Annotated in this window: 13 protein-coding genes and 1 pseudogene; 9 read left to right on the forward strand and 5 right to left on the reverse strand. The window is 66.3% G+C overall.

Going from position 1 to position 17,851, the window contains the following annotated elements; translation table 11 throughout:
- Positions 1-677 precede the first annotated feature (677 nt).
- The 6 genes and pseudogenes from N5J73_RS21365 to N5J73_RS21390 all read left to right on the forward strand — a co-directional run.
- A pseudogene (locus tag N5J73_RS21365) lies at positions 678-3,017 on the forward strand (GH92 family glycosyl hydrolase); the annotation flags it as partial.
- Between the two features lie 96 nt (positions 3,018-3,113).
- A complete protein-coding gene (locus N5J73_RS21370; RefSeq protein ID WP_049447170.1) occupies positions 3,114-4,163 on the forward strand; it encodes a LacI family DNA-binding transcriptional regulator in 1,050 nt (349 codons plus the stop codon).
- 117 nt (positions 4,164-4,280) lie between these two features.
- Complete coding sequence (fucP, locus tag N5J73_RS21375; RefSeq protein ID WP_226053507.1) at positions 4,281-5,537, forward strand: L-fucose:H+ symporter permease; 1,257 nt, start codon at positions 4,281-4,283, stop codon at positions 5,535-5,537.
- Positions 5,538-5,544: 7 nt separating this feature from the next.
- A complete protein-coding gene (locus N5J73_RS21380) occupies positions 5,545-6,540 on the forward strand; it encodes a carbohydrate kinase (protein WP_049447166.1) in 996 nt (331 codons plus the stop codon).
- Complete coding sequence (locus N5J73_RS21385; RefSeq protein ID WP_049447165.1) at positions 6,537-7,763, forward strand: AGE family epimerase/isomerase; 1,227 nt, start codon at positions 6,537-6,539, stop codon at positions 7,761-7,763. The genes N5J73_RS21380 and N5J73_RS21385 overlap by 4 nt, the downstream gene beginning before the upstream one ends.
- Before the next feature lie 90 nt (positions 7,764-7,853).
- A complete protein-coding gene (locus tag N5J73_RS21390; protein WP_049447163.1) occupies positions 7,854-10,472 on the forward strand; it encodes a glycoside hydrolase family 2 protein in 2,619 nt (872 codons plus the stop codon).
- A gap of 85 nt (positions 10,473-10,557) precedes the next feature.
- Here the strand turns inward: N5J73_RS21390 and mtnC are convergent, their stop codons facing one another.
- From mtnC to N5J73_RS21405, 3 genes are all read right to left on the reverse strand, one after another.
- Positions 10,558-11,253, reverse strand: a complete 696-nt coding sequence (mtnC, locus tag N5J73_RS21395; RefSeq protein WP_049447161.1) for an acireductone synthase — start codon at positions 11,251-11,253, stop codon at positions 10,558-10,560.
- A gap of 3 nt (positions 11,254-11,256) precedes the next feature.
- Positions 11,257-11,814 (reverse strand): acireductone dioxygenase, encoded by a 558-nt coding sequence (locus N5J73_RS21400; RefSeq protein WP_049447159.1) that lies wholly within the window; start codon positions 11,812-11,814, stop codon positions 11,257-11,259.
- Between the two features lie 92 nt (positions 11,815-11,906).
- The gene (locus tag N5J73_RS21405) at positions 11,907-12,548 is read right to left on the reverse strand and encodes a methylthioribulose 1-phosphate dehydratase (protein ID WP_049447175.1); all 642 of its coding nucleotides are present in this window, start codon (positions 12,546-12,548) and stop codon (positions 11,907-11,909) included.
- A 253-nt stretch (positions 12,549-12,801) separates the two neighbouring features.
- Here N5J73_RS21405 and N5J73_RS21410 point away from each other — a divergent pair, with 253 nt between their 5' ends.
- Both N5J73_RS21410 and N5J73_RS21415 read left to right on the forward strand, forming a co-directional pair.
- A complete protein-coding gene (locus N5J73_RS21410; protein WP_049447157.1) occupies positions 12,802-13,176 on the forward strand; it encodes a hypothetical protein in 375 nt (124 codons plus the stop codon).
- 358 nt (positions 13,177-13,534) lie between these two features.
- Entirely contained in the window at positions 13,535-13,894 is a 360-nt protein-coding gene (locus N5J73_RS21415) for a hypothetical protein (protein ID WP_049447155.1), read from the forward strand.
- A 264-nt stretch (positions 13,895-14,158) separates the two neighbouring features.
- Here N5J73_RS21415 and N5J73_RS21420 read toward each other — a convergent pair whose 3' ends face one another.
- The gene (locus tag N5J73_RS21420; RefSeq protein ID WP_049447153.1) at positions 14,159-15,586 is read right to left on the reverse strand and encodes an amino acid permease; all 1,428 of its coding nucleotides are present in this window, start codon (positions 15,584-15,586) and stop codon (positions 14,159-14,161) included.
- Positions 15,587-15,668: 82 nt separating this feature from the next.
- Positions 15,669-17,144 carry an amino acid permease gene (locus N5J73_RS21425; protein WP_049447152.1) on the reverse strand — a complete coding sequence of 492 codons (1,476 nt, stop codon included), beginning with the start codon at positions 17,142-17,144 and terminating at the stop codon, positions 15,669-15,671.
- A 133-nt stretch (positions 17,145-17,277) separates the two neighbouring features.
- On the opposite strand from N5J73_RS21425, the gene N5J73_RS21430 reads away from it, so the two are divergent.
- On the forward strand, positions 17,278-17,851 hold a 574-nt coding region (locus N5J73_RS21430; protein WP_279941345.1), incomplete at its 3' end, for an NUDIX hydrolase.

Here is a 17,851-nt window from a genome sequence, read left to right on the forward strand (position 1 = left end):
CAGTTTTCCGCGATCTGTCGGAACGGCGTACTGCTCTGGTAGGTGTCGACCTTGGTCGACACGGTAGATCCACGCCATGCGTGGATGCTCTTCGATCAATTATCGAAATACTCGAACTCGATGGAGATTCACCCACGCATGGCGTGGATCCATCAGATAGCGGAAATCTGTCAGAGGTGGGGCGGTGTCGGATTGCGGGGTGTCCGCGGCATGGATGCCGCGGCCAAGCCCCCATGGACGGGTTTACGGCGTCCCCCGCAACCGGACCCACCCCGCCATCCCACGGATAGCCGGCTTTTGCTGTTGCTTCGGATTCGGCTTCGGCATCGGCAGGTGCAGGGCGCAGCCCTGCCGAACACCCCTCTCATGCTGCGCCGCAGAATGCATTCGGCTGAACCTGCATGCTCTACTTGAATCGATCTAAATTCACGGACTGGTGGGTCGGGCGTCATTCCAGGGGGAGCTTTCTGCCAGTCATGGTGGAGCTCAGCGGAACGACGCCGGGCGATCCGCGCCGTCTGCCTCCGCGTCATCGACTACAGGAACCCGACATGCGTCCAGTGCCGTCCGCTCCCGCCGTCCCATTGTCTTCGCGTCCGCTGGCGCGCCTGGCCTGCCTGCTCGCACTGTCGGCGTCGCCGATGCTGCTGCAGGCCGCACCGGCAGCGTTGGAGCGGGAGGTCAATACCTTCATCGGCAGCAAGGACGATGGCAATACGTTCCCGGGCGCGTCGGCGCCGTTCGGCCTGATCCAGGTCAGCCCGATCGGCAGCCACTACTCGGGCTGGCGCTATGACGATGAGAAGATCCGCGGTTTCGGCCACTCCTTCATCTCCGGCGCAGGCTGCTGGGAGCAAGGCGGCCAGGTGTCGGTACTGCCGGTGACCGGCTCGATCGGTCCGGGCGGTGATTTCGATACCGGCAACGCCAAGCAGTTCGACCACAAGGCGTATGCCTCGTCGTACACCCACGACGGCGAGATCGGCCAAGCGGGCTATTACAAGGTGCGGCTGACCAGCTACGGCGGCATCGATGCTGAGACCACCGCGCGTACGCGCGCCGCAGCCGAGCGCTACACCTTCAGCCAGCGCCAAGGCGATGGCCACGTGCTGGTCAATGTCGGCCAAGCCAACGAACGCCACTCGGTGATCGGCAGCGTGGTCGATGTGGTCGGCGACCGCGTGGTGGAAGGCAAGCTGGTCACCAAGAGCTTCTGTGGCGGGCACCAGTACACCACCTGGTTCCGCATCGAGTTCGACCGTCCGTTCAAGGCGCATGGCACCTGGGGCGAGGGCGGTGGCCTGCCGGGTGCGCGGCACAGCATGGAAGGCGAGCAGAAGCCGAACGGTGCCTGGCTGACCTTCGACCTGGCCAAGGGCCAGTCGGTGACGGCGGTCAGCGCAATCTCGCACGTGGATGCCGAAGGCGCGCGCATCAATCTGCGCGCAGATGGCATGCAGGGTGGAGCGCTGCTCGGTTTCGACCGCATGCGTGCGTTGTCGCAGCAGTCGTGGCGTGAGCAGCTGGGCCGGGTGCGTGTGCAGGGCGGCAACGCCGACGACCGCGCCGTGTTCTACAGCGCGGTCTACCACGCGCTGCTGCAGCCGATGACCGGCAACGACGCCGACGGCCGCTACCGTGGCTATGACGATGGCATCCATCGTGCCGACGGCTGGACCTACTACGAGTACTTCTCGCTGTGGGATACCTACCGCGCGCAGAACCAGTGGCTGGCACTGACCCGCCCGGACGTGGCGCGTGACATCGGCCGTACCCTGCTGGCGATCGACGAGCAGGGCGGTTGGCTGCCGCGCTGGGGCTATGCCAATTTCGAGACCAACATCATGACCGGCGATCCGGTTACGCCGTTCATGGTCGATCTGTGGCGCTTCGGCGCGCTCAAGGGCCGTGAATCGCAGGCCTGGGATGCGCTGCGCCGCAACGCGTTCGGCACGCCGCCGCTGAACTCGCGCATGGCTGGCCGCTCCGGCAACCCGACCTATCTGGACAAGGGCTACGTGGTCTACGACCGCGCGTTCCCGTCCAAGGGCATGGACGTCGATCCGCATCACGGCGGTTCGGCGACGCTGGAATACGCGCTGGCGGATTGCGCGCTCTCGCAGATGGCCGATGGCCTCGGCCACGCGCAGGACGCGGCGACGCTGCGTGAGCGCGGCCGCAACTGGCGCAAGGTGTGGGACCCTCAGGTGCGCGACGCCGAGACCGGCTTCACCGGTTTCCCGCGCCCGCGCACCGAAGATGGCCAGTGGTACACGCCGGCCGATGGCCACTACAGCCCGCGCTCGCATCACGGTTTCCATGAAGGCACGGCGTGGCAGTACCAGTGGCTGGCGCAGCAGGACGTGCCGGGCCTGGTCGAAGCGATGGACGGCCGCGAACAGGCCGGCCGCCGCCTCGATGCCTTCTTCGCGATGGACGCGCTGCAGGCCGACCCGCTCAATGCCGCCCGCAAGGAGTGGGTGGTCGGGCCGTACAGCTATTACAACCAGTTCCGCTACAACCCGAACAACGAGCCGGACCTGCACTCGCCGTGGCTGTACACGCTGATCGGCCAGCCGTGGAAGACCGCGGCCGTGGTGCGCGCCGCGCAGCAGTTGTTCACCAATGCGCCCAACGGCGTAACCGGCAACGATGACCTCGGCACGATGTCGGCCTGGTACCTGTTCAGCGCCATCGGCGTGTACCCGGCGGTGCCGGGCAGCGGCCAGTTCCTGCTGCACACCCCGCGCTTCAGCAAGGTGGAAGTGGACATGGGCAATGGCCGCACGCTGCGCATCGATGCGCCGGGTGCCGATGGCCGCCGCCTGCAGTACGTGCAGGGCGTGCAGGTCGATGGCCAGGCGCATGCACCGGTGTGGCTGGACTGGAACCGGCTGCAGCAGGGCCCGCGGCTGCAGTTCGCGCTCGACGCGAAGGCGCCGGAGCAGGGCTGGGGCACGGCGGTGAAGGACCTGCCGGTGTCCTGGTGCGCGGCACCGGGCAGCCAGCTGCGCTGAGACGGACTGTGCCGTTCGCGGTGACCCAGCGAACGGCACGGCACGACAGGGCCCTGATCCATTAGGCTTGAGCATCCAGCGGAGTCCGGGAAGACGATGAACGACAACGGCAGCAGTCCCAGCAAGCGCGCCGGCAAGGCGGTGACGGTGACCGACATCGCGCGTGCCATCGGCGTGTCACGGGCAACCGTGTCGCTGGTGCTGCGCGGCAGCCCACTGGTCAACGTCGATACCCGCGCCAAGGTCGAGGCCGAACTGCGCCGCCAGCGTTATGTCTACAACCGCGCGGCGGCCAACCTGCGCCGGCGCACGTCATCAAGCATCGCGCTGGTGATCAACGATCTGTCCAACCCGTTCTTCGCCGAGTTCGCCTCCGGTGTGGACGAGGCGCTGGGTGGACGCGGTTACGTGACCCTGCTGGGCAGTACCGGTGAATCGCCGGAGCGCCAGCAGGCGGTGCTGTCCACGCTGATGGAGCACACCCCGGCCGGCCTGATCCTGTCACCGGCCGAGGGCAGCGATACCGCGCAGTTGCGGCAGGCGTTGGGCGCCAATGCCAACGTGCTGCTGTTCAACCGCGAGCTTGAAGGGGCTGACTGGGATTTCCTCACCCTCGACAACCAGCACGGCGCCTATCTCGCCACGCGCCACCTGATCGAGCGCGGCCATCGCCAGATTGCTTTCTTCGGCGGCCACGCCGCATCGAGTTCGTGCCACCAGCGCCGTGCCGGTTTCCAGCAGGCGCTGGCCGAGGCCGGTCTGTCGCTGCCGCCGGGCTGGATGATCGAATCTGCACCGAACCGTCTGGAAGCCGCCGCGCGCACCGATGAGTTGTTTGCCGACGGCCATCGCCCGAGTGCGGCGGTCTGCTACAACGACACCGTCGCGCTGGGCCTGATGCTGGGCCTGAATTCGCGTGGCATCCGTCCGGGCGGCGATTTTGCCGTTACCGGTTTCGACGATATTTCCGAGGCTGCGGTGGCGGTGCCGCCGTTGACCACGCTCACCGCCGATCCGCGCGAGCGTGGCCGCCAAGCCGCGGCGCTGCTGCTGCAACGACTGGACGAACCGGACGCGCCGCCACGGCGCACGGTCGCACCGGTGCAGCTGCGCATCCGCGAAAGCAGTGCCGCACGGCCGAACTGATTCCTTCCATACACCCCTTCCACGCAACAACGACCTTCCGCGCATCGAGGCGCGTACCGCATGCCGATCTCCGCAACGCCCCGTCCACCGGGTTCCTCCAGCAGCCAGGCACCGGTCATGAATGCCCGTGCTGCTCTGGCGGTCGCCACCACCATCTTCTTCATGTGGGGCTTCCTGACAAGCCTCAACGACGTGCTGATCCCGCATCTGAAGGCGGTGTTCGAGCTGAACTACACCCGCGCGATGCTGGTGCAGTTCACCTTCTTCGGCGCGTACTTCCTGATGTCGGTGCCGGCCGGTCGGCTGGTGGCCCGTCTGGGCTACAAGAAGGGCATCATCGCGGGCCTGCTGATCGCAGGCGTGGGCGCGCTGGGCTTCTGGCCGTCGGCCGCGCTGCGCACCTACGAAGCCTTCCTTGCATCGCTGTTCGTGCTGGCCAGCGGCATCACCGTGCTGCAGGTCGCTGCCAATCCTTACGTCGCGCTGCTTGGCCCGGAACAGACCGCATCGAGCCGTCTGACCCTGGCGCAGGCGCTCAATTCGCTGGGCACCACGCTGGCACCGCTGTTTGGTGGCTTCCTGATCCTCAGCACCGCAGTGAAGAGCGGCGATGAGATCGACGCGATGCCGGTGGCCGAGCAGATGGCCTACCGTGCCGCCGAGGCGCAGTCGGTGCAGGGCCCGTACGTGGGCCTGGCCATCGCGCTGGTGCTGCTGGCGGTGTTCGTCTACCTGTTCCGCCTGCCCAGCCTGACTGAGTCGACCGAGCAGGCCGACAGCGGCCACCACACGCTGCTGGATGCCCTCAAGCACCCGCACGTGCTGTTCGGCGTGCTGGCCATCTTCTTCTACGTCGGCGCCGAAGTGTCCATCGGCAGCCTGATGGTGAACTACCTGGCGCTGCCGGAGATTGGCGGCATGACCGAACAGCAGGCCACGAACTACGTGTCGGCCTACTGGGGCTGCGCCATGGTCGGCCGTTTCGCCGGCGCGTGGCTGCTGGCCAAATTCTCGCCGCGCCGCCTGCTGGCCGGTTTCGCCGCTGCCAACGTGGTGCTGCTGGTCGTCACCCTGACGTCGGGCGGCAAAGTCGCGCTGTACGGCATCGTGGCGACCGGTCTGTTCAACTCCATCATGTTCCCGACCATCTTCTCGCTGGCCATCGAACGCCTGGGACCGTTGACCAACAAGGCCTCCAGCCTCTTGATCATGGCCATCGTCGGCGGCGCGATCATCCCGCTGCTACAGGGCATGCTGGCCGACCGCATCGGCCTGCACCTGAGCTTCGTGCTGCCGGTGATCTGCTACGTCTACATCATTTTCTACGGTCTTGTGGGCTCGCGCCCGCCGGCTGTCCGCACGCAGGGAGGCTGAGTCCGGAATGGGTTCCATCGTTTGCTTCGGCGAAATTTTGATCGATCTACTAGCGCAGCCGCCGGCCTCGGCCGATACGCCGCGCGCGTTCCTGCAGTACGCCGGCGGGGCGCCGGCCAACGTTGCCGTGGCGGCAGCGCGACTGGGCGCCAAGACCCAGTTCGTCGGCATGCTCGGCCGTGACATGTTCGGTGACTTCCTGGCCGACAGCCTGGTCGAGCACGGCGTGGGCACGGATTACATCGTGCGTACCGATGAGGCGAAGACCGCGCTGGCCTTCGTCGCCCTTGACGCCAGTGGCGAGCGCAGCTTCAGCTTCTACCGCCCGCCAGCGGCAGACCTGCTGTTCCGTGACAGCGATTTCCAGGCTGCCTGCCTCGACAGCGCGCAGTGCTTCCACGTCTGCTCCAACAGCCTGACCGAGCCGGCCATCGCCGAGGCGACCTTCGCCGGCATGGATCGTGCCCGTGCGGCCGGTGCGGTGGTCAGCCTGGACCTCAACCTGCGTCCCGCCCTGTGGCCGGCCAACGAGGACCCGACGCCGCGCCTGTGGCAGGCGCTGGAGCGCGCGGACCTGGTCAAACTGTCGCGCGAGGAGCTGGACTACCTGGCCGCGCCGCTGGGCGCTGATGGCGAGGCGACGGTGCTGCGGCGCCTGCTGGCCGCGCAGGCGCGCTGGGTCATCGTTACCGACGGTGCGGCTACGCTGCATTGGTACACCCGCGACAACCACGGCACGGTCACCAGTTTCCGCGTGGCCACGGTCGACACCACGGCTGCTGGCGATGCCTTCGTCGGTGGCGTGCTGGTCGGCCTGCTGGAGCGCGGTGGGGCGGGCGCTGGTTTCGCCGCGTTCTGCCAGGACCCGGAGGCGATCACCGCCACGCTGCGCTTCGGCGCCGCCGTGGGAGCGCTGGCTGTTACCCGCAAGGGCGCGTTCGCCGCGATGCCCTCGCTCGATGAAGTGCAGCAGCTGCTGCAGGCCCAGGACATTACCGCATGAGCACCTCGCCCGATTTCCGTTCGCCCGCGTTCCTGCGCGCTCATATCGCCGACACGATGGCGTTCTACCACCCGCGCTGCATCGATCCGAACGGTGGCTTCTTCCACTACTTCCGTGATGACGGCAGCATCTACGATGCCAGCCACCGCCACCTGGTGAGCAGCACCCGTTTCGTCTTCAACTACGCGATGGCCTACCGCGAGTTCGGCAATGCCGAATACCGCGAGGCCGTCGAGCACGGCGTGCGCTACCTGCGCGAGGTGCACCGCAACCCGGCCACCGGCGGCTATGCCTGGACCCTGCGCGATGGCAAGGTCGAGGACGACATGAACCACTGCTACGGCGTGGCGTTCGTGCTGCTGGCCTACAGTTGCGCGCTGAAGACCGGTATCGAACAGGCGCGTGTTTGGATGGACGAGACCTGGCAGCTGCTGGAAGCGCGCTTCTGGGAGCCACAGTACGGCCTGTACAAGGACGAGGCCGATGGCCAGTGGAACTTCACCGGCTACCGCGGTCAGAACGCCAACATGCACATGTGCGAGGCGATGCTGGCGGCGTTCGAGGCCAGTGGCGAGCAGCGCTATGTCGAGCGCGCGTTGCAGCTGGCTGAAAACATGACCCGCCGCCAGGCCGCCAAGGCCGGTGGCCTGGTCTGGGAACACTACGATGTGAACTGGGAGATCGACTGGGACTACAACCTGGACGACCCCAAGCACCTGTTCCGCCCGTGGGGCTTCCAGCCGGGCCATCAGACCGAATGGGCCAAGCTGTTGCTGATCCTCGATCGCCACGTGCAGGCGGACTGGCTGGTGCCGACCGCGCAGCACTTGTTCGATGTGGCCGTGGCGCGTAGCTGGGACGACGCCCGGGGCGGCTTGTACTACGGTTTCGCGCCGGAATCGCGCCGGCAGCCGGGCATGGATGGCGCCCCGATCGGCGGCGACAGCTTCGTCTGCGACGACGACAAGTACTTCTGGGTGCAGGCGGAGACGCTGGCGACCGCCGCACTGATGGCCAAGCGCACCGGCGATGACCGCTACTGGCAGTGGTACGAACGCATCTGGGCGTATTCGTGGGAACACTTCGTCGATCACCAGTACGGCGCCTGGTTCCGCATCCTCGATGCCGACAACCGCAAGTACAGCGACGAGAAGAGCCCGGCCGGCAAGGTGGATTACCACACCATGGGCGCGTGCTACGAAGTGTTGAACGTGGTGCGCTGAAGATCGTTCGAATGCAGTAGTGCCAGGCCATGCCTGGCAATCCGAAATCGGTAGCGCCGGGCGACACCCGGCGGAAAACAGGAGCTCCGCGTGCATCGTCTTTCCCTCGTTGTCCGTCTGCTCCTGCTGCTGATTGCAGCGTCCGCTTTTCCGGCAACGGCGGCGCCTTTGCAGGCGCAATGGCAATTCCGCATGCTGCCTGGCGATTCCCAGGGTGCTGCCCATCCGGGCCTGCAGCAATGGCGTGCGGCGAAGGTACCGGGCAGCGTGCACACCGACCTGCTGGCGCATGCACTGATCCGCGACCCGTATGTCGGTGCGCCCGAGGCCGAGCTGCAGTGGATCGGCCTGGCGGCCTGGGAATACCGGGCCCGCTTCGACGTGGATGCGGCGACGCTGGCCAAGCCGAATGCCGAGCTTCGCTTCGACGGGCTGGATACCTATGCCGAGGTCAGCCTCAACGGCAAGCCGCTGCTGCGTGCAGACAACGCGCACCGCACGTGGCGTGCGCGCGTAGAAGGGCGTCTGCGCGCGAACGACAACGAACTGCAGATCGTGTTCCGATCGCCCATCCGCTCCCTGCTGCCGGGCGTGCAGGCGATGCCGCACAAGATCGCCGGCAACTATCCTTCGCCCTATGGGGATGAGCCCAAAGACGCGATGGTCGGCAACTTCGCGCGCAAGCCGGCCTATCACTTCGGCTGGGACTGGGGCCCGCGCTATGTCACCGCCGGCGTGTGGCGCGGGGTCGACCTGCAGGCCTGGGATACGCACCGCCTGACCGATCTTGCCGTGCGCACCGATGCATTAAGCGCGGAACAGGCGAAGCTGGCGGTGCTGCTGCAGGTGGAGCAGGGCGCGGCGGCCGGCTCGGCCGTGGTGAACGTGGACGTGCGCGATCCGCAAGGCCGCAGCGTGGCCCAGGTGCAGCGCACGGTGCTGCTGAAGCCCGGCCAGAATGCTGTCGAAGTACCGGTCGAACTGGTCAAGCCGCAGCGCTGGTGGCCGGTCGGCCACGGTGCACAGGACCGCTACACCGTGCAGGCCCGCCTGGATGATGGCGCCGATGCAACGCGGGTGCGCGAGCAGCGCATCGGCCTGCGCACGGTTGAGCTGCGCCGTGAGGAAGACGGCAAGGGTGGACAGGGCTTCGCCTTCGTCATCAACGGTGTGGAGATCTTCGCCAAGGGCGCCAACGTCATTCCGTTCGATGCGTTCCCCGCACGCGTCGATGCCGCACGCCTGCGCCAGGTGCTGACCGCCGCACGCGACGCCAACATGAACATGCTGCGCAACTGGGGCGGTGGCTACTACGAGGACGATGCGTTCTTCGACATCGCCGACGAGCTGGGCCTGCTGGTCTGGCAGGACTTCATGTTCGGCGGCGGCATGCAGCCGGGTTACGATCCAGCCTTCCGTGCCAGCGTGGTGGCCGAGGCGCGCGACAACGTGCGCCGCCTGCGCCATCACCCCAGCATCGTGCTGTGGTGTGGCAACAACGAGGAAGAAACCGCCTGGAAGGACTGGGGCCACGGTCGCGACCTGAAGGCGGCCGACCCGGCGTTTGCAGCGAAGGTGTGGCAGGGCTATGTCGACCTGTTCGGCAACGACCTGCGCCAGGTGGTGGGTGAGGAGGCGCTGGGCGTGCCGTACTGGTCCAGCTCGCCCAGCAATGATCTGGATGAGAAGGCCAACGATTCCACCCGCGGCGACAAGCATTACTGGCAGGTCTGGGGCAATCCGGCACTGCCGGTGCAGGCCTACCTGCGTGAGACGCCGCGCTTCATGTCCGAGTACGGGCTGCAGGCGTGGCCGTCGGTGGCGACGGTGGACCAGATCGCCACCCGCGCCGAGCAGCGCATCGACAGCCCGGTGATCCGTGCGCACCAGAAGTTCATGGCCGGCGAGGGCAACAGCCGCCTGCTGCACTACATCGAGCTGGGGTACGGCACGCCGAAGGACTTCGAGGACTTCGTCTACCTCAGCCAGGTGATGCAGGCCGATGGCATCGCGTTGGCCGCGCTGCATCATCGTGCCTCGCGGCCGTACACGATGGGCTCGCTGTACTGGCAGCTCAACGACGTCTGGCCGGGTGCTTCATGGTCCAGCGTGGACTACTTCGGTCGCTGGAAGGCGTTGCACTTCGCGGCCCGGCGCTTCTTTGCGCCGGTGACGGTGGCCGTGCTGCGCGACGAGGGCAGCACACGGGTGCGGTTGCTCAACGACGGTGCCGCGCTGGATGCACGCTGGCGGCTGCAGGTGCTGGACGTGGACGGCAAGGTGCTGCGCCGTCGCGAGCAAGCGGTGACGTTGAAAGCGGAGGGCGTCACCTCCATCGGTGATTTCCGCGATGCCGAGCTGCTGGCCGGTGCCGATCCGAAGCGCACCGTGGCGGTATTCGAGTTGCTGCAGGATGGCAAGGTCAGTGCGCGCCAGGTGGTCGGTTTCGTCGAGGCCAAGGACCAGGTGCTGCTGCGGCAGAAGCTCAAGGCCACCTTGTCCACCGAAGGCGACCACTATCGACTGCGGCTGGAAAGCGCGGCCTACGTGCGCGCGACGTGGATCGATTTTGGTGCGCTGGATGTGCAGGTCGAAGACAACCTGCTGGACCTGTTGCCCGGCGAAACCCGCGATATCGCGGTGCGTGGCCCGGTGGACCTTACGACCCTGCGCGAAGCAATGAAGCTGAAGACCCTCAACGATCGTTGAGGGCGGCGCATCCCGCATTGGTGGGTGCCAACCTTGGTTGGCACACCCGGAACATGCCAACCAAGGTTGGCATCTACCCGTCGCTTTACAACTGGATCTGCTGGAAATTCTCGACCCGCTCATGGCCGTTGGCGGCCTGGCCGATGCGCGGCATCGGGTAATCATCCAGGCGATCGATCAGGCGGGTCTGCAGGCCGGCTTCGCGGGCGGCGTCCAATTCCTCCACCACATCGGACAGGAACAGGATCTCGCCGGCCGGCACGCCGATTGCCCGCACGATGCGGCGGTAGCTGTCGGCCTCTCGCTTGCCGCCGATCTCGGTATCGAACCAGCCCGACACCAGCGGGCTGAGGTCACCGGCATCGCTGAAACCGAAGAACAGCTTCTGCGCCGGCACCGAGCCGGAGGAGTACACGTATAGCGGCAGGCCGGCAGCGTGCCAGCCCTTCAGCACCGGCGCCACTTCCGGGTAGAAGTGCGCGGTGTAATCGCCGCGACGGTAGCCTTCGTCCCAGATCAGGCCCTGCAGTGCCTTCAGTGCGGTGTGCTTGCGGTCCTGGTCGATCCAGCCCTGCAGCGTCTCGGCGACCAGGCTGTCCTGGCAGGCGCCGCCGATCTCGGTAGCCACCGCATCCAGCCAGCGGCGGACCTCCGGCTGCTGGCCATGTTCGGAGACGAACGCCGGCAAGGCCTTGCGGGCATAGGGGAACAGCACGTTCTTGACGAATGAGATGCTGCTGGTGGTGCCTTCGATGTCGGTCAGGATGACGCGGGGCTGCATGGATCAGGACGCCTGGGTAGGTACGTAACGGGGGAATTTCTGCGCGATGTCGGTGCCAGTGAAATGGCCGACCCAGCCGTCCGGCTCGGTGAAGAAGCGGATCGCCACGAAGCTCGGCTCATCGCCCATGTCAAACCAGTGGGTGGTGCCGTCGGGCACCGCGATCAGATCGTCCTTCACACACTCGATCTCATAGACCTTGTCGCCTACGTGCAGGGTGAACAGGCCGGAGCCTGCGACGAAGAAGCGCACCTCGTCTTCCTTGTGGAAGTGCTCGTCGAGGAACTTCTTGCGCAGTTCGGCGCGGTTGGGGTTGTCCGGCGCGATCGAGGCGACGTCCACGCTCTTGAAGCCGCGCTCGGCGACCAGACGGTCGATGTCCGCACGGTAGGCAGCGAACACTTCATCCTGGCTGGCGCCCGGCGCAACCGGCGCGGTGGCCTGCCAGCGCTCGAAGGTGACGCCGATCTTCTGCAGTTCGGCAGCGATGGCCGCGCCGTCCTGGGTGTCCAGCAGCGGCGATTCGGGGCGGGTGTCGTCGTAGATGCGCAGTCGGCTCATGGCGGCAGCTTGAACGTCTCGGGGGGAAGACAGGGTAGCAGGGTGGGGGCGAGGCGCAGATTCCGGATCGGCATCTGCGCATGCGCGCGGGTTCAGCCGCGCAGCTTGCGCAGTTCCAGTTCGCAGTGGAACAGGAACTCGAACGCTTCCAGGTGGCGGCGTGCTTCGGCCATGTCACGGCCCCAGGCGTACAGGCCGTGGCCGTCGATCAGGTAGCCCCAGAGCGGCTGGCGATCGAGCAGGTCATCGACCTGCGCCGAGAGCGCGTTCATGTCCTGGGTGTTGGCGAACACCGGCACGTCGATGGCCATCTCATGGGTGCTGTTGCCGGCAAAGGCCTTCAGCAGTTCATAGCCTTCCAGGCGGATGTGGCCCTGCGGCGCATACAGCCGCGAGGCGATGGTCTGCACCGGCGAATGGGTGTGCAGCACGCAACCCACTTCGGGGAAGCGGCGGTACAGCTGGGTGTGCAGCAGGGTTTCGGCGGACGGGCGCAGCGGGCGGCCGACGGCCTGGCCGTCGAAGTCCACCACCATGATGTCGTCCTCGATCAGGCGGCCCTTGTCCTTGCCCGAGACGGTGATCGCCGCGTGGCGGTCGTCCAGGCGGTGGGAGAAGTTGCTGCTTGTGGCCGGGGTCCAGCCGGCGTGGGCCAGTTCGCGGACGTTGTCGATCAGCAGCTGGGCCAGTTCGCTCAGGCGCGCGGTGTCGTACGGGAAGGTGGGGGTGTCCATGGCCGCCATTTTACGTGATCCGGCCCGTAGCTGGGCCTGCTCGAAAGCTGTTGGTCTGCTGCACGCGCGAGGCCGCGCAGTGTGCTGGAAGGGAGCGGGTTGGGTTTGGATCGAGGCAGGCCAAGCGCTGGCTGAATGGGGAGGTTAGCGTTCGCGCTGGAAGCGATTCCGGTCGTGGACAGTCTTGCTGTCGGCAAACACCATCGGAGTGCCGCAGGAGTTCCGGGCGAGCATCAAGGACAGGTGAACTACGATGATCACGCGCGCGATGGTGTTTCTGGGGGTGATCAGTGTCGTGCTGGCCAGCAGTGGCTGCGCGATGGAATGGGTGAGGATGGATGCAGCGGCGCCGCCGTTCGGTGCCACCCACGCGGGCTGCCGGGCCCAGGCCGGCGAGCACTGGCCGGTGCGGAACGAAGTGGCCACGCGCACGGTCTACGAGGACCAGCGGGTGCCCTGCAGGCTTGATGAAGTCTGCGCCATTGACGGCAAGTACAACATGGTACCCATGCCGAAAGAGGAGAGTTACATCGTGGACGTCAATGCGTCCGACCGCAGCAGCGAGTTCAATGCCTGCATGGCCGGTGCCGGCTGGCAGCAGCAGCTCATCTGGTTCAATCGCCGCTAGGCGGGGCCGGCGCAGCGGACGACGGCTGCTCGACAGGTTGCTGCTCAACGGACTCGAGGCAACAGTGGCCAGCGGAGAATGACGTGGCTGTGCGAACCGTTTAGGCGTTGAGGCTGGAGACGAGCAGGGAGCAGGACAAGAACACGTACGACGTGGATGGAAAGTATGAGCGCGTGCAGCGGCCGGAAATCGAGAGCGGCGTCCTGGACGTGAACCAGGGCCGCTACCGTGGCGCACGCACCTGCAGCATGTGGAACTGGGAACCGGTCGTAACAGGAGCGCTGGCCGGGGCAACCGGAACCGGAAGCGGCGCGTTAACACCGCGATATGGCAGGGAAAGGATGATGGAGATGGGTATATGCGAATGGCCGTGGCTGCGGGGCTTGCGCTGTTGACCGGCGGTTGTGCGACCGAATGGGCACGCTTCAGCGACCATGCCGATCCGCTGGATGAGTCGCGTTGGCGCTGCAGGGCAGAGGCCAACGAGAAGTGGCCGGAGAAGATGGAGGTTGTCGAGCGCACCGAGGAGATCGAGGTGCTGACCGTCTGCAAGGAAGGCGAGACATGCGACGTGGATGGCAAATGCAAGAAGATGCTGATGCCAAAGACCGAGCGCTACACCGTGGACGTCAACGCCAAGGAGAATCACGAGCACTTCATGGGCTGCATGGGCGGCGCAGGCTGGATACAGAAGACCATCTGGTTTGGCCGCAGATGATCATCGTCGGGCGCCTTGGTCGCTGGGAATGACCATCATCCACGCATGGCGTGGATCTACCGGACGTGCCGGGAAAGTGTCAGGGGCGGGGAGGCATGGGTTCGCGGGGGTGTCCGCGGCATGGATGCCGCGGCCAAGCCTCCAGGGATGGATTCACGGCGTCCCCCGCTAACCCATGCCTCCCCGCCAAACCCTCAACCCAGCTGTTGCTCTGGAAGTTGCTCCGGCTCCGGCGGGTGCAGGGCCGCAGGCCCTGCAATCCCTTTATTTCGCGCGCAGGCGGCTGTGCCGGAATCCGTAGCAGAAATAGATCACGAAGCCGACGAACGTCCATACACCCATCAGCATCCAGTTGTGCATCGTCATCGCCGACAACAGCGCCAGGCAGCTCAGCACGCCCAGGCTGCAGATCAGCCACGCCATCGGCATGCGGAACGGCCGCGGCAGGTCGGGCTGGGTGCGGCGCAGGATCAGCACGCCGGCGCACACCGCCGCGAATGCGATCAGCGTGCCCATCGAGGTCAGCTCGCCGAGGATGTCCAGCGGGAACAGCGCCGCCAGCAAGGCGATGCCGATGCCGGTGATCACGGTGTTGATGTGCGGGGTGCGGTACTTCGGATGAATCTTGGTGAACACCGGCGGCAGCAGGCCGTCGCGACCCATGATCATGAAGATGCGCGGCTGGCCGATGATCATCACCAGCACCACCGAGGACAGGCCGACCAGCGCGCCGACCTCGACCACCCAGCGCAGCCAGTCCAGCTGCGGGTGCGCCGCCACGGCAGTCACCACCGGCTCATCGGTGCCCAGCAGCTGGAACGGCACCAGGCCGGTCATCACCGCGGCCATCGCGATGTACAGCACGGTGCAGATCACCAGCGACAGCATCATGCCGAACGGCATATCGCGCTGCGGATTCTTCGACTCCTGTGCCGCCACCGACACCGCCTCGAAACCGATGTAGGCGAAGAACACCATCGCCGCGCCGCGCAGTACGCCTTCCATGCCGTACTTGCCGGGACCTTCGTTGGCCGGGATGAAGGGCGTCCAGTTGCTGGTGTCCACGTACTTCCAGCCGACCACGATGACCAGCACGATCAGGCCGGTCTTGAGCACGACCATCGCCATGTTCATCGCCGAGGACTTGCTGATGCCGACGTAGCACAGCCAGGTCAGCAGCAGCACCAGGGCCGCAGCAGGCAGGTTGGCGATCGCGCCGGTCGGGCGCAGCTGTGCGTCGAGCGGGGCACTGACCAGCGCGGCCGGTAGATGGATGTCGAACTGGCTGAGCAGGCTGAGGAAGTAGCCGGTCCAGCTGACCGCCACCGCCGAGGCGGAGACGCCGTATTCGAGCACCAGCATCCAGCCGATGAACCAGGCCGAGAGCTCACCGAAGGTGGCGTAGGTGTAGGTGTAGGCGCTGCCGGAGACCGGCACCATCGAGGCAAATTCGGCGTAGGCCAGCGCGCAGAAGGCGCAGCAGATGGCGGCCAGTACGAAGGACAGCATGATCGCCGGGCCGGCGTGGTTGGCGGCGGCCTGGCCGGTGATGACGAAGATGCCGCCGCCGATCACCGCGCCGATACCCAGGGCGGTCAGGCCCCAGGGGCCGAGGTGGCGGCGCAGGCTGAGGCCGTTGGCGTCTTCATGGGCGGCATGCGGGTGCTTGGTGGCCCACAGTTGCTTGAACATGTGTGGTGGTCTTGTCGAAGCGCGCCACGGGCGGCGCGCGGGGAAAACGGACGGGCCGGCGCGAGGCCGGCCCGTAGGCGGATCAGGGCGACTTGGCCAGCTTGCTGTTGCGGATGCCGTAGCCCAGGTAGATCAACAGGCCGAGCAGCGTCCAGCCCACGAACAGGTGCCAGTGGACCACGAACGCCTGCCAGAACAGGAACAGGCAGGTGGCCGCGCCCAGCGGGCAGATGATCCACACTGCTGGTACGCGGAACGGGCGATGGATCTCCGGCTTGGAGTAGCGCAGCACCAGCACGCCGATGCAGACCGTGGCGAACGCCAGCAGGGTGCCCATCGAGACCAGTTCGCCCAGCACGTTCAGCGGCACCAGGCCGGCCAGCGCGGCGGCGATCACGCCGACCACGATGGTGGCGACGTACGGGGTGCGGAATCGCGCGTGGACCTTGCCGAAGAACTTCGGCAGCAGGCCGTCGCGGGAGATGGTGTAGGCGATGCGGGTCTGGCCCATCATCATCACCAGCACCACCGAGGACAGGCCGGCGATGGCGCCGATCTCGACCAGGGTCTTCAGCCAGGACAGGGTCGGGTAGGGCTCCAGCGCGGTGGCCACCGGCTTGTCGGTGCCCAGCAGGTGGTACGGCATCATGCCGGTCAGCACCGCACAGACGATGATGTAGACGATGGTGCACACCGCCAGCGAACCGAGCAGGCCAATCGGCATGTTGCGCTGCGGGTCCTTGGTTTCGCCGGCGGCGGTGGAGACCGCATCGAAGCCGATGTAGGCGAAGAACACGATGGTGGCCGCGCGGAACACGCCGCTCCAGCCGAATTCACCCGGCACGCCGGTGTTTTCCGGGATGAACGGCTGCCAGTTGGCCGGGTCGATGTGGGCCGCGCCGATGCCGATGAACAGGCAGATCACGGTGACCTTGATCGCCACGATGATCGCGTTGACGAAGGCCGACTGGGTCACGCCCACGTACAGCAGGCCGGACACCGCCGCCACGATCAGCACCGCCGGCAGGTTGAACAGCTTGCCGGAGGCGATGAACTCGCTGCCGGTCCAGGCAATGGGAGCTGCGCTGAGTGCATCCGGGAACGGCATGTGCAGCGTGGTGGTGATGAAGCTGATCAGGTACGCCGACCAGCCCACCGCGACCGAGGCCGAGGCGAACAGGTATTCCAGCACCAGGCACCAGCCGATGAACCAGGCCATGCCTTCGCCGAGAGTGGCGTAGGAGTAGGAGTAGGCACTGCCGGAGACCGGCATCATCGCTGCGAACTCGGCGTAGCACAGGCCCGCCAGGGCGCAGGCGAAACCAGCGATGACGAACGACAGCATCACTGCCGGGCCCGCGTGGTTGGCTGCGGCCTGGCCGGTCAGCACGAAGATACCAGCGCCGATCACCGCACCCACGCCAAGCAGGATGAGGTGTTTAGCCGTGAGGGTCCGTTTCAACGTGGCTTCGCCGTCCAGGCTGCCTTCGATGGGTTCGCCGGCATCGACGTGCCCGGCCGGCTGGACCGGCTTGACCCTCAACAGAGCTTTCAGCATGCAGTACTTCCTAGTGATCGGATTGGGTGGGCCGCCGATACGTTGCCGGCAACCCTGGAATGGTGAAGGCCGCGCGAACGGCCCGCTGTACCTTAGCCAAAGCTGAAGCCAACGCACAAGCGCAATCGCAACAATGAACGGCGATAATGAGCAGTATTTTTTCAAACGCCGCCCATTCATGAGCCAGACCGCCGAAACCCTTGCCGTGCTTGACGATCGCCTGCGCGGCCTGCTGCGGGACTACGCCCGCCGCGAGCCCGCCCACGACGCACTGGCTGCCGAATTCGGCACATTGCTGGACGATCCGGAGGATCCGTTCCGGCGCGAAAGGCTGGCCGGGCACTTCACCGCCAGCTGCTGGCTGGTCAGTGCCGACGGCCAGCGCCTGCTGCTGACCCACCACCGCAAGCTGCAGCGCTGGCTGCAGTTGGGCGGCCACGCCGACGGCGACCGCGACCTGGCCCGGGTGGCGCTGAAGGAAGCCGAGGAAGAGTCTGGCCTGACCGGCCTGGTTCTGGAAGACCCGGCCATCTTCGATCTGGACAAGCATTGGATTCCGGAGCGCAAGGACGTGCCGGGGCACTGGCACTACGACGTGCGTTTCGTGATCCGGGCGCTGGGGGGCGAGGCCTTCTTGCTCAGCGAGGAGTCACTTGACCTGGCCTGGCGGCCGGTGGCCGAGGTCGCCGCCGATCCGGAATCGGATG

Source organism: Stenotrophomonas sp. GD03654, assembly GCF_029845105.1.
GTDB lineage: Bacteria > Pseudomonadota > Gammaproteobacteria > Xanthomonadales > Xanthomonadaceae > Stenotrophomonas > Stenotrophomonas africana.

Coding starts and splice junctions, on each gene's coding strand:
- N5J73_RS21370 (WP_049447170.1), top strand. CDS start 3,114: ATGAACGACAACGGCAGCAGTCCCAGCAAGCGCGCCGGCAAGGCGGTG.
- fucP (WP_226053507.1), top strand. CDS start 4,281: ATGAATGCCCGTGCTGCTCTGGCGGTCGCCACCACCATCTTCTTCATG.
- N5J73_RS21380 (WP_049447166.1), top strand. CDS start 5,545: ATGGGTTCCATCGTTTGCTTCGGCGAAATTTTGATCGATCTACTAGCG.
- N5J73_RS21385 (WP_049447165.1), top strand. CDS start 6,537: ATGAGCACCTCGCCCGATTTCCGTTCGCCCGCGTTCCTGCGCGCTCAT.
- mtnC (WP_049447161.1), bottom strand. CDS start 11,253: ATGCAGCCCCGCGTCATCCTGACCGACATCGAAGGCACCACCAGCAGC.
- N5J73_RS21400 (WP_049447159.1), bottom strand. CDS start 11,814: ATGAGCCGACTGCGCATCTACGACGACACCCGCCCCGAATCGCCGCTG.
- N5J73_RS21405 (WP_049447175.1), bottom strand. CDS start 12,548: ATGGACACCCCCACCTTCCCGTACGACACCGCGCGCCTGAGCGAACTG.
- N5J73_RS21410 (WP_049447157.1), top strand. CDS start 12,802: ATGATCACGCGCGCGATGGTGTTTCTGGGGGTGATCAGTGTCGTGCTG.
- N5J73_RS21415 (WP_049447155.1), top strand. CDS start 13,535: ATGCGAATGGCCGTGGCTGCGGGGCTTGCGCTGTTGACCGGCGGTTGT.
- N5J73_RS21420 (WP_049447153.1), bottom strand. CDS start 15,586: ATGTTCAAGCAACTGTGGGCCACCAAGCACCCGCATGCCGCCCATGAA.
- N5J73_RS21425 (WP_049447152.1), bottom strand. CDS start 17,144: ATGCTGAAAGCTCTGTTGAGGGTCAAGCCGGTCCAGCCGGCCGGGCAC.